We start from the raw sequence: 22,891 nt of genomic DNA on the forward strand, positions 1-22,891 counted from the left end.
CATACGCCGGATCGATGCAAACCTAGGCCAGATAGATGCCGGCATTGTATTGACGTGGACAGCCGGGGGGCTTGAACGCGCATGATCACATTGAAGTACTTCGCCGCCGTCCGGGCCGCACAGAAGAGCCAGCGTCCCGTCGCCGACATGCCACCGTTCGACATCAATCGCCTGCGATCGAAGGGCGGCATTGCTGCGCGCATCGCCGGCCTTCTTCTCGGCGATCCGCGCTGGCTGCTGGCGTTGCTGCGCCGTTTCAAGCCGAATGTGGGTTTCGGCAATTTCCTGCTCGTCACCAGGGGCGTGGATGTTCGCGACATATTGGAGCGTGGCGACGAGTTCGAGACGCCCTACGGGCCGGAAATGGCCGAACTGGCCCGCGGCTCGAATTTCATCCTCGGCATGCAGGACGGCGCCGCATACCGGCAGATGAAATCGGCGGTGCTGAGCGCGTTCCCGCCGGCGGAAGTCGAAGCCACCGTCAGGCCGATCGCCGAGCGCCATTCGCGCGACATCATGACCCGCGCCAGCCCGGGCTTCGATGCCATCGCCGGATTGATGAAAATCGTGCCGGTGCGGATCTGCCGCGATTATTTCGGCCTCGAGATCGACGACGAAACCGAGTTCGCCGACTGGTCGATCGCGCTCAGCGCGCTGTTCTTTTCCGATCCGACGGCCAATCCCACCACGCGCCAGCTTGCCGTGGTCGCCGGCGACCGGCTGATCAAGATCATAGACCGTTCGATCGCCGCCGTCAGGGAAAGAACCGGCAAGGACGACCGGCCGCTGGCCCGCCTCGTCGCGCTGATGGACCAGGGGCGCCTGTCGCTGCCCGACATTCATTCCATCATGCTCGGGATGGTCGCCGGCTTCGTCCCGACCAATGTGCTCGCCGGCAGCAATTGCCTGAATGTGATCCTGACGCGAACCGATGCGCGGCAGGCCGTGGATGAGGCAATCGCAGCCGGCGATACCGGCAAGCTCGACCGGGCGATCATGGAGGCCATGCGCTTCAAGCCGATCTGGATCGGACCCTGGCGCTATACCAGGCGCGACGCGGTGATCGGCAAGGGCACGCGCCGCGAGCGCCTGGTGAAAGCGGGCACGGTGGTGATGCCGGCGACGCTTTCAGCCATGTTCGATCCGGAGATCGTGCAGCGGCCGAACGAGTTCGATACCTCGCGTCCGTATCGCGACTACATGGTTTTCGGCCACGGTATCCATCTGTGCATCGGCGCCGAAATCGCCCGGATCCAGATCGGCGAATGCGTTCGCGCCCTGTTCAGCAAACCGAAGCTGGCCCGCGCGCGGGGCAGGGCCGGCAAGATGGCCGATGTCGGCGCCTATCCGGCAAACCTCAAGGTCGATTTCGAGCGGTCGCCGCTTTGCAGTACCGTCGACCAGTCCATGGTGACGGTGGTTTGCCCGATCACCCGCACCGTGCCGCTGGACGCGGTGCGAGGCAAGATCACAGACCTCGGGAATCCACCCGCCGGCGAGATCCGTGAGGCGCTCGACAAGATCGGCACCATCCATTTCACCAGCCTGGCCGTCGCTCCGACCGGCACGGATGAAAAATCGGGGCTCGAGACCGGCGCGCTGGTGTTCGAAATCTCCGGCGACGGCAGCGCCGACGAGGTCATCGCCGCCATCTCTCAGGCCATCGGCCATCGCCTGCGGCCGATCTTCAAGGATGTCTGCGGCCTGCCGGATGGCGGCGCGCTGGAGGACTTCCTGAAGAAGCACAATATCGAGATATCGCCCTCTTTTGGCAGTACCGCCGGATTGGTTTTCGCCGGCACGCCCGGACATTCGGTGCGCCGTATCCTGGCCGAAGCCAAGCTTGCCGACAGCGTGCGCGAGATCGCCGAGAAGCCGCGCACCGGCAACGGCAATGCCCCGGACGTGCTTGCCGAGGCGCGCGGTCATGTCCGGTCCCTCGGCCAGTTCGGATGGGCGTTTGAGCCTGCTGAAAGCATGCTCGAAAGGTCGCCCGGCAGTTTTGGACGCGCTCTGATGACGACGCTGCTGGTGCCGCCGGTTTTCGCGACGGTGGCAGTCATTCTGGCCGCTTCCTGGTATATGACCTATCATCTGGTATTCGGCAGACCTGTCGACATAAGCGACATCTCGTTTACCGGCATTGCCATCGCCATAACCTCGCTTGTGCTGGCGTTTGCCGGGTTGCTGGTCTTGCTGGCGCTGCTGGCGCTTCTGGGCCTTTGGGCATTGCAGCGCCTCGATGATCGGGACCAGCCGCAAAACACCTCGATCGGCGTAAAGGCGCTGGAGAAGATCCTCGCCCACGAGGACCTCGCCGCCCAAAATCACCTGACGGCGATCTCTACGATGAAGGTGGGTATCTTACGGCGACTGGCGCTCAGGTTTTCATTCTACGTCATCTCGATAGCAGCGCAGAAAGTGTTCAGGCCCGGCTTTCTCGCCACCATCAACACCATTCATTTCGCCCGCTGGGTGCTTCTGCCCGGCACCGACAGGCTGGTGTTCTTCTCCAACTATGGCGGCAGCTGGGAAAGCTACCTGGAGGATTTCATTGCCAAGGCCTCCGAAGGCCTGACCGGCGTATGGAGCAACACCGTGGGCTATCCGCGCACGCGCTGGCTGTTCCTCGACGGCGCGCGCGACGGCGACCGTTTCAAGCGCTGGGCGCGGCGCCAGCAGGTGCCGACGCTGTTCTGGTACAGCGCCTATCCGCATCTCAACACGACGCGCATCCGCATCAATTCGAGGATCAGGCGCGGCATTGCTTCGGCCACCGGCAACGAGGCGCGCGACTGGCTGAGCCTGTTCGGTTCCTTGCCGCGCCCGCAAGCGCGGGCAGCGGATGCGGCCGGCCCGGCCGCTCCGCCAGCCACCCCGCTCGAAGAGCTGGAGTCCGGAGAAATCCAATCGATCTTCTTTGGGCCGTTCGGCGCGCTCGGTCATGGGCATATGCTTGCAATCCAGGTGCCAGATAGTCTGCCGGCAACGAAGCGCAAGGCGTGGCTGGATTTCATCATCGCGAAGACGAGTTTCGGCGACGGCGTGCCCGCCGGGCGAGCCATGACCGTAGCCTTCGGCCCCTGCGGCCTGCGCCGGCTCGGACTGCAAGGCGGTGTCGACGACAATCCACTCGACACATTTCCAGTCGCCTTCCGCCAAGGCATGGGTACGCCGGAGCGTAGCCGCATCCTCGACGATACCGGTCCCGACGGCCCGTCGACATGGCAGTGGGGCTCACCCGACAAGCGGGTCGATGCCGTCATCGTCTGTTATGCCGAGGCAGCGGCCACGCTGAAAACCGAGATCACCGCCGTGAAGCGGCAGACGGCGGGCGCGGGAATGTCGTTGGTTGCGGAGCTGCCGCTTCTCGTCAAGCGGCAGCCGAACAAGGATGCTGCTGCCTCCCAGGAGCCCGCGAAGAACGGCGACGGCGCGAGCCATGGCAAGTCGGGACGTCTTCGCGCGTACGAGCATTTCGGTTTCGTCGACGGCGTCTCGCAGCCGATCGTGCGCGGCACTGCGCGTGCCAACAAGGGGGCGGCCCCCATGCATCTGGTCGCGCCGGGCGAGTTCCTGTTCGGCTATCGAGACGAGCACGGTTTCTATCCCGCGTCGCCCTCGGTCGAAGCGGCGCAGGATCGCACTGGCATCCTGTCGCAGGTGCGGCGCAACCGGCAGGTGCCGGGTCAGCCGCCGCCACCACGCGACTTCGGTCGCAACGGCAGCTTCCTCGTCATGCGCCAGTTCGAGCAGCATGTCGAATTGTTCGACGACTATTGCCGCAAGGCGGCGGCGCAGGCGGCCGCGGAGACAGGGGATGCTGCCATCGACCAGCGCTGGGTCGCTGCAAAGATGCTCGGCCGCTGGCAGGACGGCAGCTCGCTGGTGCGTAATCCCAACGGACGCCCCGGCCGCAGCATCGACAATGATTTCGCGCTCGGCGCGGAGGATCCGCAAGGCCACGCCTGTCCGCTCGGCTCACACGTCCGCCGTTCCAACCCTCGCGATTCGCTTGGTGAGGACCGCGAAACACAGATCAGGATCGGCAAACGCCACCGCATCCTGCGGGTCGGCCGGACCTACGAGAAGAAGGAAAGGGGCGGAAAGACCGAGAAGGGCCTGCTCTTCATGTGTCTCAACGCCGATATCGAGCGCCAATACGAGTTCATCCAGCAGACCTGGGTTTCGTCGAGCTCGTTCCAGGGCTTGGTCGGCGAGAAGGATCCGACGATCGGCTCGCGCGAAAGCGGCGGCCGGTTTTCGATCCCGTCGTGGGAAAAGGTGACCGTGATCAAGGACATACCGCAGTTCGTCTCGACCAAAGGCGGCGGCTATTTCTTCATGCCGAGCCGCTCGGCGTTGCGCTACCTGATCTCGCGCCTGTGATCGAGCATGCAAAAATGGTCCGTCGTTCGTGGAGACGATGGACCGTTTTGTTGTTTCAGCGCAATTCCGATCGAAGGCTGCCGCGAAGTCGCCGAGCCTAGCTACGGCGAAGTCGCCGAGCAGCTACGGCGAGGTAGCCGAGCTTAGTCGTCGTCCTGCGAATTGGCGATCTGGCTCAACGCGGCGGCGTTGGTGATGCGCAGTCCGCCGCGCTTGATGGCGATCATCTGCCGGTTGCGCCAGTCGTTGAGCGTCTTGTTGACCGATTCGCGCGTCGCGCCGAGGAATTCGCCGAGCTCGGATTGTGAAATCGGAATCCAGCCGGCGGAGTCGGCCATGACGCCGCTCAGGAACACCAGCCGCTTCGCCAGCCTGGCCTCGATGCCGAAAAAGGCCTGGTCGCCCAACTCACCGCTGACCCAGCGCAGACGCGTGCACAGCAGTTCGATCATCGCGCGTGCAAGAGGTGGGTTTTTCTCAATGCGGTCAAAGAGTTGTGCCCGGCTCAGCGAAACCAGCTCGCATGCCGTGAGGCAGATGGCGGTGGCCGTGCGCGGACGCCCGTCCAGCGCTCCGATCTCACCGACAAGGCTGCGCGACAGCTCGATGTTGGCCACCAGCTTCTGCCCGCCCGGCGAATAGATCGAAATCTCGACCGTGCCGCTCATCACACCGTAGATGCGGTCGGAGGCATCCTCCTGGACGAACAGGTGCTGGCCGGCGGCGTAGCGTTCCAGCTTGCAACCGCTGAACAGCAGGTCGAACTGGCGCGGATCAATGCGCGCCAGGCGCGGCATGTTCCTGTCGTCCGCGCCGTTTGTAGCCATGATACGATTCCGCCTCTCGTTGAGCGGAAATTGTAGGACAAGTGCGTGCTCGATCAAAGTGTCGTCTCCTTCTACGGTGGCTGACCGTGTTCGGCGCGTGGGTGACGAAAGTTCGAATGTCACGCCCGTCGCGTCGAAAATGGGCAAGCCGGCAAACTGTAAGGAGACCGGGCGCACTGGCGGGCACGGGCCGATCCTTCGAGAACGCCGTCCGCGCGCTTGGGTGGGAGGTACCCACGCGCGCAGACAGCAAATCTGAAAATGGCTAGGTGATCAAATCCCTTCCTGAGAAACCACGTCCATCGCAGTCTGGAAGCCGTCTTCGGACGCTGTAGATCAGCTCACCCCGTCGATGCCGCCGTTGCAACAATCTGGGCACAGACCCTGTTTGGCGTATGTGAAGGCGCTCACAGATATACGCATGGGGCAGAGCGATTGTTATTTTAGGAATGTGTGGTCCATGCTCGATCGATCTTTGCTTCGAAAGACTTTGGCATGATTGCCTAGTCGGCAAATTGATCAGTCGAGGTATGGCCGGAACCCTGGCTTGACTGGAGCGAACGGTCGGCGCCATGGTTCCCTTTGGGGGGAGGGGCACGTCATGGCAGCCGCGAAGGGACTCCTTGTAAAGGTTCGTGGCGATGGCGCAGGGCTCTCGGTGCGAGGTGGGCCGCCCCGGATCGGCGGGGTCGAAGCCGAACCGATCCTTTCTCTCCCGCCTGGCGCCGGCGGCGCAATGCCGGCCGCGGCCGCTGATCGCGGCGCTACATGGCTGCGGCTGGCCTCAGAGGCCTCCGAATCAGACAATCCCTGGGACCACGCCCACGACGTCGTCGCGCAGAACCCGGCGCTGGCGGCCGCGGGCGCCGAGGTGCTCGCGATCGAGCCCGACATCCTGCAGCCGTGGAAATACAAGGACAGTGGCGGCGATCGCGGCGTGGCGGCAAGTGCGGCTCCGGCATGCACTTTCGACGAACAGGATCCGAGTGGGGGGCAGGCGACGGTACCGGGCAGGGTCGCCTGGAACGCCGCGCCGGACTTCAGCCAGTTCGCGGCGGCGCGCAACAGGGTGGGCGCGAAGCAGGCCAACATCACCATCGCCCATCTCGACACCGGTTTCGATCCTGGCCACCAGACCCTTCCGTCCGGGCTTCTTACGGCGCAGCAGCGTAATTTCGTCGATGATGGAACCGGTTCGAACAACGCGACCGATCACGCTCCGGCGGGCACGCTGACCAGCAACCGCGGCCATGGCACCGGCACGCTCGGCCTGCTTGCCGGCAACAAGCTCGACGGTACCTCGCCGCACTGGCCGGGCTTCGCCGATTTCGTCGGCGGGGCGCCATTGGCGAAAATCCTGCCGGTGCGGATCGCCGACTGGGTGGTGCGGCTGACCACCGGCACCATGGTGCAAGGCATCGACTATGCGCGCCAGCAGGGCGCGCAGGTGTTGTCGATGAGCATGGGCGGCCTCGCCTCGCAGGCTCTGGTCGACGCCGTCAACCTTGCCTATGAGCACGGCGTGGTCATGGTCACCGCGGCCGGCAACAATTTCACCATCACGCCGAGCAGCATCGTCTATCCCGCGCGCTACAACCGGGTGCTGGCCGCCTGCGGCGTCATGGGCGACGGGCGCGCCTATGCCGGGCTCAGCCTCGGCACCATGCAAGGCAATTACGGTCCGCCCTCGAAGATGGCCACCGCGCTTGGGGCCTACACACCGAACGTACCCTGGGCCGAGATCGATTGCCGCAAGGTCGTCGACATGGACGGCAGCGGCACTTCGGCCGCGACGCCCCAGGTCGCCGCCGCCGCCGCGCTCTGGCTGGCGGAGCATTGGGACGTGGTGAAGGGTTATCCTCAGCCGTGGATGCGCATCGAGGCGGTACGCAAGGCCTTGTTCGCCAAGGCTTTGAAATCGACGGCCAAAATGAATGCGGCGGAAACCAGGGAGAAGATCGGGCAGGGTGTGCTGCGGGCTCTCGACGCGCTCGACGTCCTGCCGCCGGCGGCCGGAAGCCTCACCAAGCTCGCGCCCGCCACCTACACTTGGAGCTGGCTGGACCTCTTGACCGGCGGCAACTCGTTGGCGGCGCCGACGCCGGCGACATTGCGGCAGCGCATGATGTTTGCGCTGGAGCTGACGCAGATGGCGCAGCACACGGCTGCCGTCGAACAGGCCATCGCCGACCCGGATGGCGATCCGGACAATGTTTCGGCCGCGGCGCGCAACCGCTACCTCGAAGCGGCGCTCGACCAGGGCAATCCGTCGAAACCGCTCAAGGCCTTTCTCGAAGGTTTGCTCGGGCGGCCGGGCGCCAGCGTAACCGCTCCCGCGCCGGTCGTCAGCCCCGCGCCGGCCATCAGGCGCAAGCCGCGGCCACTGCCGCCGCCGCAACGGCGCCTGCGCATTTATGCGCTCGATCCTTCGGTCGCCAAGCGGCTGGATTCGGTTTCGGTGTATCAGGCGACGCTCTCCGTGCCGTGGGACGACGAGCCGGCGACCGACAAGCCGTTGCTGCCCGGTCCGATCGGCGAATATCTTGAAGTGGTCGATGTCGATCCGGCGTCCGACCGCGTCTACGATCCGGTCGACCTCAACGACAAAGTGCTTCTGGCGCAGGACGGGCTGCCGCCTTCGGAGGGCAATCCGAAATTCCACCAGCAGATGGTCTACGCGGTCGCCATGACCACGATCGGCCATTTCGAGCGCGCGCTTGGACGGCGGGCATTGTGGGCGCCGCATTATGCCGAGGCTCCCGGTCGCAGCGGCGACATGACGGTGAAGGCGCATTATGTGCCGCGCCTGCGCATCTACCCGCATGCGCTGCGCGCCGAGAATGCCTATTACAGCCCGGAGAAGAAGGCGCTGCTGTTCGGCTATTTCCCGGCGACCAGCAACGAGGGCGACGTCACCACGCCCGGAACGACGGTGTTTTCGTGCCTGTCCAGCGACATCGTCGCGCATGAGATGTCGCATGCATTACTCGACGGGCTGCATCGCCGCTTCCAGGAAGCGTCCAACCCCGACGTGCCGGCCTTCCACGAGGCGTTCGCCGACATCGTCGCGCTGTTCCAGCATTTTACGCTGAAGGAACTGGTCAGTTTCGAAATCGGCAAGGCGAGGGGCGAACTATCGGCCGCGTCGCTGCTTTCCGGTATCGCCCAGCAGTTCGGCGAGGGCAGCGGCAGGGCCGGGCCGTTGCGCGAATATGCCGGTGCCGGCATGGCCGATCTCGACTATGACAAGACCTTCGAGGCCCATGACCGCGGCTCGATCCTGGTCTTTGCCGTCTATCAGGCCTTCCTGGCGATCACCGACCGGCGGACGGACGACCTGATCCAGCTCGCCACCGGCGGCTCCGGCATCCTGCCGGCGGGAACCTTGCATCCGAGCCTGGTCGAGCGCCTGACCGACGAGGTCGCCAAGACCGCCAGGCAGATGCTGACCATGTGCATCCGCGCGCTCGACTATTGCCCCGCCGTCGACATCACCTTCGGCGAATATCTGCGCGCGCTGATCACCGCCGACCGCGACGCTTACCCTGACGACCCGCTCCACTACCGGCTGGCCTTCCTGGAATCGTTCCGCAAATGGAAGCTGTTGCCGCGCGACGTTCGCACCATCTCGGAAGAGACGCTCGCCTGGAGCGCTCCGCTGGATCCGTCGCCGGTCTGGCTGAAGGGATTGCTCAGCAAGATCGACCTCGGCTGGAACCAGAAACTGAAGCGGGCTGAGATCTTCGCGCTCAACGACAAGAACCGCTACACGCTGTGGAAGGCGATGCACAGGACCTTCGCCTCCAACCCGGACCTCTACAAGCAGTTCGGCCTGCTGCCCGATCTGCCGCGCTACAATGAGGACGGCACGGTCATGCATGCGCCGAAGAAAGGCGAAACGACCTTCGACATCTATAGCGTGCGCCCGACGCGCCGCGTCGAGCCGGACGGCTCGTTCCGCGTCGAGGTCATCGCCGTCATCCAGCAGCGCATTCCCATCGCGTTCGACGGCACGCCGATGCCGCAAGGCATGAACAAGGGCGACGGCTTCTTCTGGTTCCGCGGCGGCGCCACGATCATCATCGACCCGCGCGAGGGTTTCGAGGAAATCCGCTACTCGATCATCAAGAATACCGGCAGCGCCGACCGGCAGAAGCGGCAGGCCGGCACGATGGCGGCGAATTATCTATCGCCGCTGCGGGCGCTCTATTTCGGCGGCGAGGTGTCGGAGCCCTTTGCTCTGCTGCATGCCAGCGACGGAGACGACGACCATGTCTAAGAAGCCAGCGACGAGAGCAAGGCCGGCGAAAGCGGTTGCCGCGGCGGCGCCGGCAGCGGGTTTCACCGTCCGGCATTACTGCCAGGGCATCGGCGATTGCCACCTGCTCACGTTCAAGAAGGCGGTCGGCAAGCCGTTCCGCATGCTGATCGATTGCGGCGTTCATGTTTCGATCACGGGCGGCCCGGCGCTGGTCGCCGACATCGTCGCCGACATCAACAAAGAGACCGGCGGCAAGATCGACATTCTCGTCGTCACACACGAGCATTGGGACCATGTCTCCGGCTTTCTGACCGCGAAGGACCTTTTCAAGGATTTTGTCGTGGGCGATGTCTGGATGGCGTGGACCGAAAATCCCGCCGACGCCGAGGCTGCGGAACTGGACAAGTTCAAGGGCCAGGCGCTCTCCGCGCTGCAAGGCGTGGGTCAGAAGCTCGATGGGATGCAGGGGCTGAGCTCCTACATGGCCGGCGTCCGCGACGGCCTGCAATCCGTGCTCGGCTTCCAGTTCGGCGCCGCCGGCGAGCGGGTGCGCTCGGCCCGCGACGCGGCGGCCAAGCTCTCGCAAAAGCCGTCGCCGACCTATTTCGAACCCGGCGGGCCGCCGGTGTCGATCGACGTATTGCCCAACCTTCGCGTCTACGTGCTCGGCCCGCCGCGCGACAAGGCGGCGCTGCGGCTGGAGGAGAAAGCGAGCGAGATGTTCCCGCTGGCCAGCGGCGGCCCGTTCGCGCGGGCGCTGGCAAGCGGCCTCAAGATGAACGAGGCGGCCGACGCCGGCTATGTCGACGAGCTCAGTCCGTTCGAACGCAATGTCGGCACGCCGCTTTCCGCGGCGCTGAATGGCGACAAGGGCAGCGATCCGGCCATCGACGCCGGCGCCTATGTGCGCAAGCATTATGCCGGGCCGGTTTCGGCCGCGGCAGCGACGGAGGACCGCGATCAGTCCTGGCGGCGCATCGACGCCGATTGGATGGGGATCGCCGCCGACCTCGCCCTGCAGCTCGACCGCGGCGTCAACAATACCAGCCTGGTGCTTGCCTTCGAATTCATCGACAGCGGCCGGGTGTTCCTGTTCCCGGGCGACGCCCAGATCGGCAACTGGCTTAGCTGGAAGGACCTGAAATGGCCGGTCGGACCGGGCACCGTCACCTCGGCCGATCTTCTGGCGCGCACCGTCTACCTCAAGGTCGCTCATCACGGCAGCCAGAACGCCACGCCGCAGAAACAGGGTTTCGATCTGCTGACGAGCGCCGATTTGTCGGCCTTCATCCCCACCAACAAGGTCGACGCGGTGAAAGTGCGCTGGGGCGAGATGCCCTATGACGGCATCCTGACCGCGCTCGAGACCAAGACCAAGGGCCGCGTCATCCGCGCCGACGATCCGTGGCTGGCCGACAAGAACGGCAAGCCAGCCTTTGCTTCGCCGTCCGGCTCGATCCAGGCGGTGCGCAGCTCGCCGCGCGATGCGGCCCGAGGACCGGGCGGGCTGTGGGTGGAGGTGGACTTGGTCTGAGAGGCGCTGACTTTGCCACCGGGCCGATTGCGAAAAATCGAAAAGCGCTCTATGCACCGGTCGGCTGAATGAGGGCGGCTGGTCAACACATTGCACAAGGTCGCCCCATGCCCGATGCATTCTCTCGCGTCATTGCCTTCCTTGCGGTGGTCACGGCCCTTTTGTTTGCCGGGCTGCATTTCCACCAAGGCCACATCATCGCCACGCTCTATTTCATGACCGGCGCCGTTTTGGTGACGGCCGTGACGCGGATGAATGTGCGGAGAGGGCTGATCTAGCACGCTGCGCGATTGAGATTGACGGCCCGGGAAGATCGTCGGCAGATCGCCTTGACTTCGAGAGCCTGCCTCCCTTATATCGCGGCTCGCTTGGCCTTCGGGCAACGAGCGGGCGATTAGCTCAGCGGGAGAGCACACCCTTCACACGGGTGGGGTCGCAGGTTCAATCCCTGCATCGCCCACCATCCAACTTTCTGAAAAAGTTGGATGATCTAACGAGCTTCCACCAATCCAGTTCGATCCCACCGGATCAGCGCGCCGCCGCGATCAGCCGTTCCGCTAGGTCCGGCGTCAGCGTGTCGAAATGCGAAATCACCAGCGTCGGTTCGAATTCGCGCACATGACGGTCGGTGTAGCCGAAATCGACCGCAACCACCGGAATGCCGGCGGCCTTGGCAGTGTCGATATCGGTCTGCGAATCGCCGACCATCACAGCGCTTTCCGGATCGCCGCTGGCCAGCCTGATCGTCTCGGTGAGATGGCGCGGGTCGGGCTTGCGGAAAGCGAACGTGTCCTGGCCGCAGATCGCGGCAAAGTATTTCGACAGGCCAAGCGCGCCGATCAGCGCTACGGAATTGGCTTCGTATTTGTTGGTGCAGACCGCCATCAGATAGCCGGCGGCCTGAAAACGGTCGAGCGCGGCGACGACGCCGGGGTAGGGGCGCGACTTGCCGGGGATGTTCAGCGTGTAATGGTCGAGGAACAGCTGCAGCAGCCGGTCGTGCTCCTCGGCCACCAGCGCCTTGTTCTGCGCGGTGTGCGCGCGTTCGATCATGACACGGCCGCCATGGCCGACGAAACGCCTGAAGCCGGCTTCGTCGACGGCGGCGAGATCGCTTGCCGCCAGGCTGTGGTTGAGGCTGTCGAGCAGGTCGGGCGCGGTGTCGACCAGCGTCCCGTCGAGGTCGAAAACGATGATCGGGCGGGTCATGGGCGGTCCTGCAGCGGTTGAGTTGCCGCAGCCGATACAGGCCGGGCCGGGTTCAAGCAAGAAGCCTCGATCGGTCCACAGCCGAGCCTTTTGATGGCCTTTGACGCGACAGGCAAAAATGCTAGGAGGCGCGCGAAACCGGCGAAATCGAGGCTCCGCATGGATGCAAGGCAATTAAAGGTGGAGGCGGCGCGGGCAGCGCTTGCCCATGTCCGGAGCGGGATGCGGCTCGGCATCGGCACCGGCACCACGGCGGAAGAGTTCGTGCGGCTGCTGGCCGAGAAGGTCGCCACCGGCCTCAAGGTCATCGGCGTGCCGACCTCCGAGCGCACCGCCGCACTTTGCCGCGAGCTCGGCGTGCCTTTGTCGACGCTGGAAGAGACGCCCGAGCTCGACCTCACCATCGACGGCGCCGACGAGGTCGATCCGGATCTGACCCTGATCAAGGGCGGCGGCGGCGCGCTGCTGCGCGAAAAGATCGTCGCGGCGGCGTCTGGCCGCATGATCGTCATCGCCGACCAGTCCAAGATGATCGAGACGCTCGGTCGGTTCCCGCTGCCGATCGAGGTCAACAAGTTCGGCCTGCGCGCCACCGAGATCGCGATCGGCGCGGCGGCCGCAGCGCTTGGCCTTTCCGGTCCGGTTACATTGAGGATGACTGGGGGCCAGCCATTTGTTACAGACGGCGGCCACTTTATCCTCGATGCATCTTTTGGCCGCATTCCGGATACAAGAGCGCTTTCGAATGCTCTCTTCGCCATTCCGGGCGTCGTCGAGCACGGTCTTTTCATCGGGCTGGCGTCAACGGCCATCATCGCCGGCGGCGACGGCATCCAAACCGTCCATGCCGCCCGAAAACCAGGGAGTTCTATCGACCATGATGTTGCATAAACGGGTTCGCCGCCTTTCGATGTTCCTGGCGGCCTCGGCCGTCCTTGCGCTGTCCTCGCCGGTGTTTGCGCAGGATGTCAGCGAATTGCACCTGAAGGCCGCGCGCGCCGCCGTTGCCGCGATTCACGCCACGGACTCGTTCGACAACATCCTGCCGCAGGCGGCTGCCGCGCTGGAATCGCAGCTCATCCAGAAGAACCCCGATATGCAGGAGCTGATCAGCAAGACCGTGACCGAGAAGGCGCTCGGCATGGCTTCGCGGCGCGCCGACCTCGAAAAGGAGGCCGCGCTTGCCTATGCCAAGGTGTTCTCCGAGAAGGACCTCAACGATATCGCCGCCTTCTACAGCTCCGATGCCGGCAAGAAGCTGCTGGACAGCGGCCCAACGGTGACGCGCGACCTGGTGAAGGCCGCCGACATCTGGCAGAACGGCGTTGCGCGCGACCTCGCCCAGCAGGTCGGCGAGACGCTCGCGGCCGCCGCCAAGGCCGCGGCGCCGGCAGCGCCGGCCCCGGACGCCACCGCGCCCGCCGATGGTTCCGCGCCTGCCGACAATTCGGCTCCGGCTGACGGATCGGCTCCCGCCGACAATTCGGCGAACTGAGCGCCTTCAAATCGGCCTACGGTCTCTGGACCACAAAGCCCGGGTTTGCCCGGGCTTTTCTTTTGCCGCTTCGCAGCCTACCTGTGACCGGTCTTTTTTATCCGCAGGAGCGCATCGCGATGGCCGGTTATGACTATGATCTGTTCGTCATCGGCGGCGGCTCGGGCGGAGTAAGGGCGGCACGGGTGGCGGCGGCACTTGGCAAGCGTGTCGCCATCGCCGAGGAATACCGTTATGGCGGAACCTGCGTCATCCGCGGCTGCGTGCCGAAGAAGCTCTATGTCTACGCCTCGCAATTTCCCGAACATTTCGCCGACGCGGCCGGTTATGGCTGGACCGTGCCCGAGGCGAGCTTCGACTGGCCGACGCTGGTCGCCAACAAGGACAAGGAGATCGCGCGGCTCGAAGCGATCTACAAGCGCAATGTCGAAGGCGCGGGTGGCGAGGCCTTTCACTCGCGCGCGATGCTGGTCGATCCGCATTCGGTGTATCTGGTTGCCGAGGACCGCACCGTCAGCGCCGACCAGATCCTGATCGCCACCGGCGGCCGGCCGGCGCCGCACCCGGCGCTGTCGGGCCACGAATACTGCATCTTCTCCAACGAGGCCTTCGATCTCAAGCAATTGCCGAAGGCGATCATGATCGAGGGCGGCGGCTACATCGCAGTCGAATTCGCCAATATTTTCCATGGCTTGGGCGTCGATACCACGCTGGTCTATCGCGGCCAGGAGATCCTCAGCCGCTTCGACATGGACCTGCGGCGCTCGCTGCACGAGATGATGGAGAAGAAGGGGATCAAGATCCTTTGCCACGCCGTTTCAGAATGGGTGCGCAAGACGCCCGACGGCAGGCTGGACGTGCTGCTGTCCGGTGGCCGCACGCTGACGGTCGACCAGGTGATGCTGGCGATCGGGCGTATCCCCAACACTGAGAATATGGGCCTGGAAGGCGTCGGCGTCGAACTCAGCAAGACTGGCGCGATCGTCGTCGACCAATATTCGCGCACAAACCTCGACAACATCTGGGCCATCGGCGACGTCACCCATCGCGTGCAACTGACGCCGGTCGCCATCCACGAAGCGATGTGCTTCATCGAGACCGCCTTCAAGAACAACCCGACGGCGCCGGACCACGACACCATTCCGACGGCGGTGTTCTCGCAGCCGGAGATCGGCACCGTCGGCCTATCGGAAGACGACGCGATCAAGCGCTATTCGGAAGTCGAGGTCTATCGCGCATCCTTCCGCCCGATGCGGCACACGCTGTCCGGCCGCGACGAGAAGATGCTGATGAAGCTGGTGGTCGACGGCTCGACGAGGAAGGTGCTTGGCGCCCATATCCTGGGACCGGATGCCGGCGAGATGGCGCAGCTTCTCGGCATCCCGCTGAAGGCGGGGCTGACCAAGGACGATTTCGACCGCACCATGGCCGTGCATCCGACCGCGGCCGAGGAACTGGTGACGATGTACAAGCCCACCTATCGCGTGAAGAACGGCGAACGGGTCTAAAGTTGGACCAGCCGCCGCCGACAATGCCGGCGACGGTTGTTGCTTTCCGGTCTAAAGCAGCGTTCCGCGCAGGATCACCAGCGCCACCGAGAAGTAGATGACCAGCCCGGTGACGTCGACCAGCGTGGCGACGAACGGCGCCGAGGCGCTCGCCGGGTCGAAGCCGAGGCGCTTCAGCGCGAAGGGCAGCATCGATCCCGACAGCGAACCGAAGGTGACGATTCCGACGAGTGCCGCGCCCACCGTCGCCGCAATCAGCATCCAGTGCGGGCCGTAGTCATAGAAGCCGAAATACTGCCAGAGCGTGACGCGGCAGATGCCGACGAGGCCGAGGATCGAGCCCAGCACCAGGCCGGTCGGTAGCTCGCGCAAGGCCACCCGCCACCAGTCGCCGAGACCGATCTCGCGCAGCGCCAGCGCGCGGATGACGAGCGAGGTCGCCTGCGAGCCGGAATTGCCGCCGGAGCTCATGATCAGCGGGATAAACAGCGTCAGCACGATCGCCTTCTCCAGCTCGCCCTCATAGCTCTGCATGGCGTTGGCCGTCAGCATTTCGCTTAGGAACAGCGCGCAGAGCCAGCCGGCGCGCTTCTGGATCATGGCGAGGAAGCTCATCTTCATATAGGGCTCGTCAAGCGCCTCCATGCCGCCGAAGCGATGCACGTCCTCGGTCGTCTCCTCGATCATCGTGTCGATGATATCGTCGACCGTTACGATGCCGAGGATTCTGCCGTGGTCGACCACCGGCAGGGCGAGCAGATCGTATTTGGAGATGGTCTGCGCCAGGGTCTCGCGATCGGTGAGCGGCGTCACCGTCACCGGCGCGCGATCGGGCGCCACCGATAGGACCGAATCCTCCACGTTGCCCGTGATCAGCCGGCGCAATCCGGTCGCGCGCAGCAGGAGCTGCGTCTTGGGATCGACGATGTAGATGGCGTAGATGGTCTCGCGCGTGCGCTCGACCTTGCGGATGTAGTCGAGCGTGCGCCCGACGGTCCAGTCCGAAGGCACGCTGACGAATTCCGTCGTCATGATCGAGGCGGCGCTGCCCTCCGGATATCCCAGGATGGAAAGCAGCGTCGCGCGCAGCGGCGGAGCCAAGGCGCCGAGCAGCTCCGAGCGGGCCGGTTCATCAAGCTCGCGCAAGATGTCGGCCGCGCGGTCGACCGACATGGCAGTCAAGAGCTTGCTTGCCTTGGGGCGCGGTAGGGCTTCCGCGAGCTCGGGTGCTGCTTCGAGCTCGGGCTGATCGAAAATCTCGACCAGCCGCTCGAACGGCACGACGCAGAGCAGCTCGATGGCTGTCTCGCGGGGCTCGTGGTTGAGGGCCTCGACGACGTCGGCGACGTGATCGTTGGCAAGAACACGGGCGACGGCGACGGCTTCGTCGTCCAATACGGGTGCGAATTCGTTCATGGGCTCACTCCTTGCCGTCCGGCAGGACGTGAGCTGTCAGGTCACGTCAGGGCGGACGGCGATTGCGTTCGACTGTGACTGTCGCCAGGCATGGCGGGTTGACCTTTCTGCTCGCGAGGTTCGAGTTTGAATTTGGCGAGCGGGCGCAACATAGGAGCGGTTTTTGCCGAGTCAATCGCGAAGGGCGCTGAAAATGGATGCGGGCACGCCGGATCGCGAGACTGTGATCGAAAGCAGCCTGAGCGGAGCCACTGCATCCGGTCAAAGGCTTGGTATGACTGCTATTTCTGCTTCATCCGGCGGAAGCGCAGCCATTTGTCCTCGGTCGGCCTCGGCGGCTGCGCGAGGATGGTGGTGAGCTCGCGCGGCAGGCTGGGGGCGAGCGGCTTCTTGGTGGCGACGCTATCGGCGATCGCGACCACGCTGTGGTAGAATTCCTCGCCGGAAAGCGAACGCGGCGGCACCACCTCGTGCATGACGCTGATTACGGTGACGTTCGGGCAATTGTCCTTGATCGCCTGGTGGAAGGCGATCTTGCCCTCGGGATCGAGCGCGCCGGTCGCCTCGTCGAGGAAGAGAAGTCCGGGCTGCTGCAGGATGATGCGTGCGACCACCAGCTTCTGCTTCTGGCCACCCGAAAGCACCTGGTCCCAGATCTTGCCCTCGCGGCTCTCGTCGGCCAGATGCTCGATGAAGTCGCCGAGACCAGCCTTGTGCAGGGCGGATGCAACCTGCGTGTCGCTGTGGTCGTTCTCGGAACCGGGCAGGCAAACGAGCTGCTTCAGCGAAACCTGCTGTAGCTTGACCTCCTGCGCGGCATAGAAATTCGTCACGCCCTCGGGGAACACGATGGTGCCGCGGCCATAGGGCCACAGGCCGTTGATCGCCTTGATCAGCGAAGTCTTGCCGCTCCCGGACTCGCCCTTGAGGAAGGTCCATTCGCCGCGGCGGAAGCGCAAATTGGCGGCGCTGACGAACGGCGTCGCGTCCTCGCCCTGATGCGCCAGTTCGAGCTTCTGGATGGTCAGGCCGAACACCGGATTCTGGGTAGCGTAGCTGAAGTCGGAGCGGCCGGTCTGCTGATAGAATTCCCGCGGGTGCTGGACGTTCTCGATGGCGTTGGCGAGTTCGGTCACGCGCTGGCTGTTGGCTCTCAGCGTCGCAATCGCCGGCATCACATGGATGAACCACGAGCACTGGCCGATCAACTGGGCGACCATTTCGGAGCCGGTGATGTAGCCTTTGTAGTCCAGGCGGTTGTGGATGAACGACAAGAGGCCCGGTGCGAAGGCAACGATACGAGCACCGACGAAATTGTAGATCAGCTCGAAGGAGGCGTAGCTGGTGTTGACGACATTGAGCCGGCCCCATGTCTTGTCGATATCGACATAGAGTCGGTCATGCATCGACTTTTGCACGCCCTCGCCATGCGAGGCGGCGACGTGGAAGCTGCGGCGCAGGAATGTAATCAGTTCGCTGCGGTAACTGCCCTCCGCCTGCTGCATGCGGACATTGAGCCGCTCTAGCAGGCGTCCGAGCTTGACCGCGATCCAGGTGTTCAGCGGTACGTAAATGGCGACGGCGAGGAAAGCCAGCACCGCGGTGCCGTAACCGCCCAGGAACTCCAGGCCCTTGACCTCGACCGAGGACCCGATCAGGTTTTCGCCGATGAAATAGAGCGAAGTCGCCACGCCTAGCACGCCCATGGCGAGCCCGATGGCGCCACCGGTCATGTCCTTGATCGATTCCTGGATGCGCTGGTCGATATTGTCGGGAGCGACGATACCGCCGGCCGCCGAACCATGCTGGGCATGGAAATGGGTGTGATTGCCGTCGAGCAGGGCCTGGTTGAACTGGCTGTTCAGCCAGCCGCGCCATTTACGATGCAAGGTCGCTGAAACGAGAGTGCGCACGCCGGTGAAGCCGGCGTCCTTCAGCACCACCAGCAACACCAGTATACCGGCATTGGTCAGGATGGTCTGCAGCGGATGGGTGTTGGCGGCATCGTGCAGGAAGGCGATCGAATTGCCCAGTTCGCCCAATGCCACGGCAAACCAAACGCCGGCTTTGCTGGAGAGAGCGGTCAGGAGCGCGATGACCAGGGTGAGCGTCCAGGCTTCCTTCCACCGGTCGGAGAACCAGTAGGCTCGCATCAACCCCCAGAATGTACGCATCGACGATACCGGCGTCAGGGACGAGGTCTTTGCCTCGCTGGATGTTTGCTCCGGTACTGTACGTCGCGGTCTACCGACCCAAGTCACGATCCCGCCCAAACCTTCTTCGTTTTGTTACACAGAGTAACACCAATTGATCATTTTCCATTAATTTTCTGCCGGGGAATGTGAACAGGGTTACCCGCCGTGGCGCGAAGGCAACAGAAAGCCGGTGGCCAAGGGACCGTCCAGCACGCTGATTTCGGCTTTTATTCCAGTGCGTTAAAGGCGATTGAGCCAGCCGACGCCGACCTTCCCTTGGGGAAGCAAAAAACACGGGTTTGTGAACGAAAAAGAGGTGCCGATCAGCTGGAATGGTTACTGCGCGGTGACCGGAATGCCCGAAGATCTACCGTCGGTGAGCTTTTCGGGTTTGCTCGATTCGTCTTTTCCGGCGGCGCTGAAATGACCGGAGATGGTCTTGCTGGCGGCGTATTTGTCGATGACGATCTCACCGTCGCCGAAACGGACATGGCCGACCATGGCGCCGGAATCGAGGATGTTGAAGTTGGCGCTGTTTACGGCGGACCCGGTCTTGAGCGGATAGCTGCCGGCAAGTTCGTTCGGATCCTTCAGCACCAGCAGCGAATTGAAGGTCATGGTCGGCGAGCCTTGCTCGGTTCCCGACAGGTTCAGCATCGGCTTGCCGGCCATCCGCATTGTCTGGGCCAGGGTGAAAGACGCCGTCCAGGGTTACCTTCGAAAGTCGCCGACATGACGGCTTCCTCGGCGGATACGCGCTGCAATGCCAACGGGAGCCCCAGGGCGAAAGGCAAGGACAGCAACAGCAATGCGCGATGCCCGACCGCCATATGAGTCCCCTCAAATCAGCCAAACCCTTGGGAGTTCCAGCTCAGCGCCGTGTCCGGGGCGATTCACCAGATCGTGTTTGGCCAGCTGGATAGCATTTGACAAGGCGGCTCCCTGGGTCGAACCTGCCTCGGCAATGGTTGATGTCGAGGGGGGATGACATGCCTGCACGGAAAATTGCCGCCGCGTTGCTTGCTGTTTTCATCTGGCCGTCGGCAGGGCATGCGGGTAGCCAGAGCATTCCGGCCAGCGCCGAAGGCCAGATCGAGTTCAACACGCCGTCCGGCAATATCGGCTGCATCTATACGCCAAAGGGCGGCACCAGCACCTATCAGCCCGAGACGGCGGGCCGGAGCTTTCCTGCTCACGGGTCGAGCCGAGCTACGTCACGGTGATACTGGGTCCCAAAGGGCCGGCGACACTGATCAAGAATCCCGGCGAGCAGGGCTGTTGCAGTGACGTGACCAAGCTCGCCTACGGCAACAGCTGGAGCAAGGGGCCGTTCTCCTGCCAGTCGTCGACGAAGGGATTGAGCTGCACGGGCAGCAATGGCCACGGCTTCTTCCTGAGCAAGGCCAAGGTGACCGCGAAGTAGCAGCGCAACTCGAGCGGAACTGCGCGGAAGAAACAACTCAGCCCGTGGCGGTTTCCAGTTCGCCGCGCGCCTTGGCCTGGGCGATCTGGCGGATGGCGTCGGCAAGCGTGTCGGCCTCCTGCGCGCCCATCACGGCATATTTGCCCTCGATCAGAAAGCAGGGCACGCCGGTGATGCCCATGCGCGAGGCGGTGGCGATCTCGTTGCGGACCGCCTCGACGTCGGCATCCGTCGGCAGCAGCGTTTCGACCACCGATGCATCCATGCCGGCCTCGCCGGCGGCCTCGGCCAGCACGGCATGGTCGCCGAGATTGACGCCTTCCTCGAAATTCAGCCGGAAGAGGCGGCGCACCAGCCGGTTCTGCACGTCTTCGCCGGCGGCGCCCGCCCAGCGGATGACACGGTGCGCGTCAAGCGTGTTTGGCGCGACCTTGATGGCGCCAAAGGCAAAATGGATTTCTTCGGCTTCGCCGAGCGGCTCGATGCGGGCGTGGATCTCGCGGATGCGCTCCTCGCTGCCGAATTTGCCGAGCATGTATTGACGGCGATCCATGCCGCCCGCCGGGATGGTCGGATCGAGCTGGAACGGCCGCCAGCGGACATGCACGTCGATGTCGCCTGCGGAGGCAATGGCCTTGTCCAGCCGTTTCTGGCCGATGAAGCACCACGGACAGACGACATCGGACACCACATCGACGGTGATGGAGTTCTCGGCGCTCATGCTCGTCTCCTGCTTGGTCCCGATAGGGTGAGATTTCGTCAGTTGGGCTTTCGCCACCAGGTCGGCAGCTGATAGCCGAATATGGGGGTCTTTTGCGGATGTTCCAGATAGTTCCAGTAAGCCAGCCACTGCTGCGTGTTGAATTGCATCGGCACGATGTAGTTGCCGGAGATCAGCAGCCGGTCGAGCACGCGGACCGCGGCGACGTAGTCTTCCTTGGCTCGGGCGTTCAGCATGGCGTCGATCGCGGCGTCGATCGCAGGATCCGCGACGCCGGCGAGATTGAACGATCCCTCCGTTTTCGCGGCAACCGATCCCCAACGCCCGAGCTGCTCGCTGCCGGGCGACAGCGAATTGCTGAAGCCGCTGGTGCCGATCAGCACTTCGAAGTCGTAACGCTGCTTGCGCGACTGGATCTGGTCGCCGTCGAGGGTGCGGATACCGACGTCGATGCCGATCTTTTCCAGCGTGCGCTGATAGATGGCTGCCAGCCGCTCTTCATCCTGCGATGAGGTCAGGATCTCAAAGGCGAAGGCGTTGCCCTGCGGGTCGAGCATCTTGCCGTCCTGCACGCGAAAGCCTGCGCTCTTCAGCAATTCGAAGGCAGCCTTCAATACCTTGCGGTCCTGGCCAGAGCCGTCGGTAACCAGTGGCCGCCAGGTGCCGTCCATGACGTCTGGCGGCACGCGGCCGGGGTAGGGCGCAAGCAACGCCTTTTCGCGGTCGTCGGCCGGATGGCCGAGCGCGGAAAGCTCCGAATTCTGCCAGTAGCTCATGGTGCGGTTGAACTTGCCTCCGAACAGGTTCTTGTTCGCCCATTCGAAGTCGTAAAGCATGCCCAGCGCGCGTCGCACCACTGGGTTGGCGAATTTCGGCAGCCTGGTGTTGAACAGGAAGCCCGTCACCACCGGAGGGATGCCGGTGTTGAAATACTCTTCCTTCACATCGCCCCTGCGGAAGGCCGGAAAGTCGATGTCCCGCTCGCGCTTGACCGGATCGCTCTCGTCGTCGAGGGCGCAGATGCCTTTCTTGAACGCCTCCGTCTTGGCGTTGGCGTTGAGAAAATACTCGATGGTGATCTGGTCGAAATTGTCGAAGCCGCGCTTCGCGGGGACGTCCTTGCCCCAATAGTCCGGATTGCGCTTGAAGACGATGCGCTGCCCGGGCTGCACCTTGTCCACGGTGTAGGGCCCGCTGCCGATCAGCGGTTTCAGCGTGGTCTTGTCGAACGTGTCCTTGTCGAAGGCATGCTTGGGGACGATCGGCGTCAGCGCTACGATCAGCGGGAATTCGCGATTGGCCTTGTCGTTGAAGGTAAATTTCACGCTGTGGTCGCCGGTCTTCTCCAGCTTGGCGATCATGCTCATGCGGTCGCTGTAGGGCGGACGGCCCTTATCGGCGAAGACGTCATAGGTGAACAGCACATCCTCCGGCGTCACCGGCTGGCCGTCCGACCACTTTGCGTTGGGGTTGAGATGGAACTCGATGCTCTTGCGCTCCGGATCCATGTCGGCGCTGTCGGCCAGCAATCCGTAAAGGCTGAAAGGCTCGTCATAGCTGCGCTGCATCAGCGGCTCGAAGACGAGATTGCCGTAGACGGTATCGATCATGCCGCGCGCGGTGGTGCGCAGGCTTTTCAGGATGAACGGATTGAGGTTATCGAAGGAGCCGACGACACAATAGGTGACGTTGCCGCCTTTCGGCGCGTCAGGATTGACGTAGTCGAAATGCTGGTAGTCGGGCGGCAGCGCAGGCTCGCCTTGCATGGCTATGCCGTGCTTCGGCTCCGACTGCGCCGGAAGGAGCGAAAGAGCCAGAAACGAGGTCGCGGCGATCAGCCGAACGAGAACGCGGTCCATGACCGTCTCCTTGCCGGGCGGTTTTGTGATTCGCCATGCACCCTAGAGCATTTC

Annotated in this window: 16 protein-coding genes and 1 tRNA gene; 10 read left to right on the plus strand and 7 right to left on the minus strand. The window is 63.8% G+C overall.

Features of this window, described 5'->3' with window-relative positions; translation table 11 throughout:
• The first annotated feature begins 81 nt into the window (after positions 1–81).
• Positions 82–4,389, plus strand: coding sequence for a cytochrome P450 (locus DPM33_RS21780; protein ID WP_112099499.1), 4,308 nt, complete (start codon positions 82–84; stop codon positions 4,387–4,389).
• Between the two features lie 143 nt (positions 4,390–4,532).
• On the opposite strand, the gene DPM33_RS21785 is transcribed toward DPM33_RS21780, so the two are convergent.
• Positions 4,533–5,216: a Crp/Fnr family transcriptional regulator gene (locus DPM33_RS21785; protein ID WP_112099500.1), complete on the minus strand. Its 684-nt coding sequence runs from the start codon at positions 5,214–5,216 to the stop codon at positions 4,533–4,535.
• Between the two features lie 601 nt (positions 5,217–5,817).
• Between DPM33_RS21785 and DPM33_RS21790 the strand changes: the two genes are divergently transcribed.
• From DPM33_RS21790 to DPM33_RS21800, 4 genes are all read left to right on the plus strand, one after another.
• Complete coding sequence (locus tag DPM33_RS21790; RefSeq protein WP_112099501.1) at positions 5,818–9,495, plus strand: S8 family serine peptidase; 3,678 nt, start codon at positions 5,818–5,820, stop codon at positions 9,493–9,495.
• Complete coding sequence (locus DPM33_RS21795; RefSeq protein ID WP_112099502.1) at positions 9,488–11,011, plus strand: MBL fold metallo-hydrolase; 1,524 nt, start codon at positions 9,488–9,490, stop codon at positions 11,009–11,011. Before DPM33_RS21790 ends, DPM33_RS21795 begins: the two co-directional genes overlap by 8 nt.
• A gap of 107 nt (positions 11,012–11,118) precedes the next feature.
• Positions 11,119–11,289: a hypothetical protein gene (locus tag DPM33_RS36355; RefSeq protein WP_167449170.1), complete on the plus strand. Its 171-nt coding sequence runs from the start codon at positions 11,119–11,121 to the stop codon at positions 11,287–11,289.
• Between the two features lie 110 nt (positions 11,290–11,399).
• Positions 11,400–11,474: transfer RNA gene (locus tag DPM33_RS21800), tRNA-Val, on the plus strand.
• Between the two features lie 65 nt (positions 11,475–11,539).
• Here DPM33_RS21800 and DPM33_RS21805 read toward each other — a convergent pair.
• On the minus strand, positions 11,540–12,220 hold the full coding sequence (locus DPM33_RS21805) for a phosphoglycolate phosphatase (protein WP_112099503.1): 681 nt from the start codon (positions 12,218–12,220) through the stop codon (positions 11,540–11,542).
• Positions 12,221–12,379: 159 nt separating this feature from the next.
• Between DPM33_RS21805 and rpiA the strand changes: the two genes are divergently transcribed.
• The 3 genes from rpiA (at position 12,380) to gor (ending at position 15,223) form a co-directional block, all read left to right on the plus strand.
• Positions 12,380–13,111: a ribose-5-phosphate isomerase RpiA gene (gene rpiA / locus DPM33_RS21810; RefSeq protein WP_112099504.1), complete on the plus strand. Its 732-nt coding sequence runs from the start codon at positions 12,380–12,382 to the stop codon at positions 13,109–13,111.
• Positions 13,098–13,715 carry a DUF2059 domain-containing protein gene (locus DPM33_RS21815; RefSeq protein ID WP_112099505.1) on the plus strand — a complete coding sequence of 206 codons (618 nt, stop codon included), beginning with the start codon at positions 13,098–13,100 and terminating at the stop codon, positions 13,713–13,715. The genes rpiA and DPM33_RS21815 overlap by 14 nt, the downstream gene beginning before the upstream one ends.
• Before the next feature lie 119 nt (positions 13,716–13,834).
• Positions 13,835–15,223 carry a glutathione-disulfide reductase gene (gene gor / locus DPM33_RS21820; protein WP_112099628.1) on the plus strand — a complete coding sequence of 463 codons (1,389 nt, stop codon included), beginning with the start codon at positions 13,835–13,837 and terminating at the stop codon, positions 15,221–15,223.
• Positions 15,224–15,274: 51 nt separating this feature from the next.
• Here the strand turns inward: gor and mgtE are convergent, their stop codons facing one another.
• The 3 genes from mgtE to DPM33_RS21835 form a co-directional block, all read right to left on the minus strand.
• Positions 15,275–16,639, minus strand: coding sequence for a magnesium transporter (gene mgtE / locus DPM33_RS21825; protein WP_112099506.1), 1,365 nt, complete (start codon positions 16,637–16,639; stop codon positions 15,275–15,277).
• A 281-nt stretch (positions 16,640–16,920) separates the two neighbouring features.
• A complete protein-coding gene (locus tag DPM33_RS21830; RefSeq protein ID WP_167449171.1) occupies positions 16,921–18,813 on the minus strand; it encodes an ABC transporter ATP-binding protein/permease in 1,893 nt (630 codons plus the stop codon).
• 357 nt (positions 18,814–19,170) lie between these two features.
• On the minus strand, positions 19,171–19,506 hold the full coding sequence (locus tag DPM33_RS21835; RefSeq protein WP_112099507.1) for a hypothetical protein: 336 nt from the start codon (positions 19,504–19,506) through the stop codon (positions 19,171–19,173).
• A 317-nt stretch (positions 19,507–19,823) separates the two neighbouring features.
• On the opposite strand from DPM33_RS21835, the gene DPM33_RS37055 reads away from it, so the two are divergent.
• Together DPM33_RS37055 and DPM33_RS37465 are read left to right on the plus strand one after the other, a co-directional pair.
• Positions 19,824–20,057 carry a hypothetical protein gene (locus tag DPM33_RS37055; protein WP_245442310.1) on the plus strand — a complete coding sequence of 78 codons (234 nt, stop codon included), beginning with the start codon at positions 19,824–19,826 and terminating at the stop codon, positions 20,055–20,057.
• Between the two features lie 65 nt (positions 20,058–20,122).
• Entirely contained in the window at positions 20,123–20,257 is a 135-nt protein-coding gene (locus tag DPM33_RS37465; RefSeq protein WP_281004803.1) for a hypothetical protein, read from the plus strand.
• Positions 20,258–20,294: 37 nt separating this feature from the next.
• On the opposite strand, the gene DPM33_RS21845 is transcribed toward DPM33_RS37465, so the two are convergent.
• Entirely contained in the window at positions 20,295–20,978 is a 684-nt protein-coding gene (locus DPM33_RS21845; protein ID WP_112099508.1) for a DsbA family oxidoreductase, read from the minus strand.
• 38 nt (positions 20,979–21,016) lie between these two features.
• Positions 21,017–22,837, minus strand: coding sequence for an extracellular solute-binding protein (locus DPM33_RS21850; protein WP_112099509.1), 1,821 nt, complete (start codon positions 22,835–22,837; stop codon positions 21,017–21,019).
• Between the last annotated feature and the right edge of the window lie 54 nt (positions 22,838–22,891).

This window comes from Mesorhizobium hawassense (assembly GCF_003289945.1).
Taxonomy (GTDB): domain Bacteria; phylum Pseudomonadota; class Alphaproteobacteria; order Rhizobiales; family Rhizobiaceae; genus Mesorhizobium; species Mesorhizobium hawassense.

Coding starts and splice junctions, on each gene's coding strand:
- gor (WP_112099628.1), top strand. CDS start 13,835: ATGGCCGGTTATGACTATGATCTGTTCGTCATCGGCGGCGGCTCGGGC.
- DPM33_RS21805 (WP_112099503.1), bottom strand. CDS start 12,220: ATGACCCGCCCGATCATCGTTTTCGACCTCGACGGGACGCTGGTCGAC.
- DPM33_RS36355 (WP_167449170.1), top strand. CDS start 11,119: ATGCCCGATGCATTCTCTCGCGTCATTGCCTTCCTTGCGGTGGTCACG.
- mgtE (WP_112099506.1), bottom strand. CDS start 16,639: ATGAACGAATTCGCACCCGTATTGGACGACGAAGCCGTCGCCGTCGCC.
- DPM33_RS21835 (WP_112099507.1), bottom strand. CDS start 19,506: ATGGCCGGCAAGCCGATGCTGAACCTGTCGGGAACCGAGCAAGGCTCG.
- rpiA (WP_112099504.1), top strand. CDS start 12,380: ATGGATGCAAGGCAATTAAAGGTGGAGGCGGCGCGGGCAGCGCTTGCC.
- DPM33_RS21850 (WP_112099509.1), bottom strand. CDS start 22,837: ATGGACCGCGTTCTCGTTCGGCTGATCGCCGCGACCTCGTTTCTGGCT.
- DPM33_RS21815 (WP_112099505.1), top strand. CDS start 13,098: ATGATGTTGCATAAACGGGTTCGCCGCCTTTCGATGTTCCTGGCGGCC.
- DPM33_RS21830 (WP_167449171.1), bottom strand. CDS start 18,813: ATGCGTACATTCTGGGGGTTGATGCGAGCCTACTGGTTCTCCGACCGG.
- DPM33_RS21780 (WP_112099499.1), top strand. CDS start 82: ATGATCACATTGAAGTACTTCGCCGCCGTCCGGGCCGCACAGAAGAGC.
- DPM33_RS21795 (WP_112099502.1), top strand. CDS start 9,488: ATGTCTAAGAAGCCAGCGACGAGAGCAAGGCCGGCGAAAGCGGTTGCC.
- DPM33_RS21790 (WP_112099501.1), top strand. CDS start 5,818: ATGGCAGCCGCGAAGGGACTCCTTGTAAAGGTTCGTGGCGATGGCGCA.
- DPM33_RS37055 (WP_245442310.1), top strand. CDS start 19,824: ATGCCTGCACGGAAAATTGCCGCCGCGTTGCTTGCTGTTTTCATCTGG.
- DPM33_RS21785 (WP_112099500.1), bottom strand. CDS start 5,216: ATGGCTACAAACGGCGCGGACGACAGGAACATGCCGCGCCTGGCGCGC.
- DPM33_RS21845 (WP_112099508.1), bottom strand. CDS start 20,978: ATGAGCGCCGAGAACTCCATCACCGTCGATGTGGTGTCCGATGTCGTC.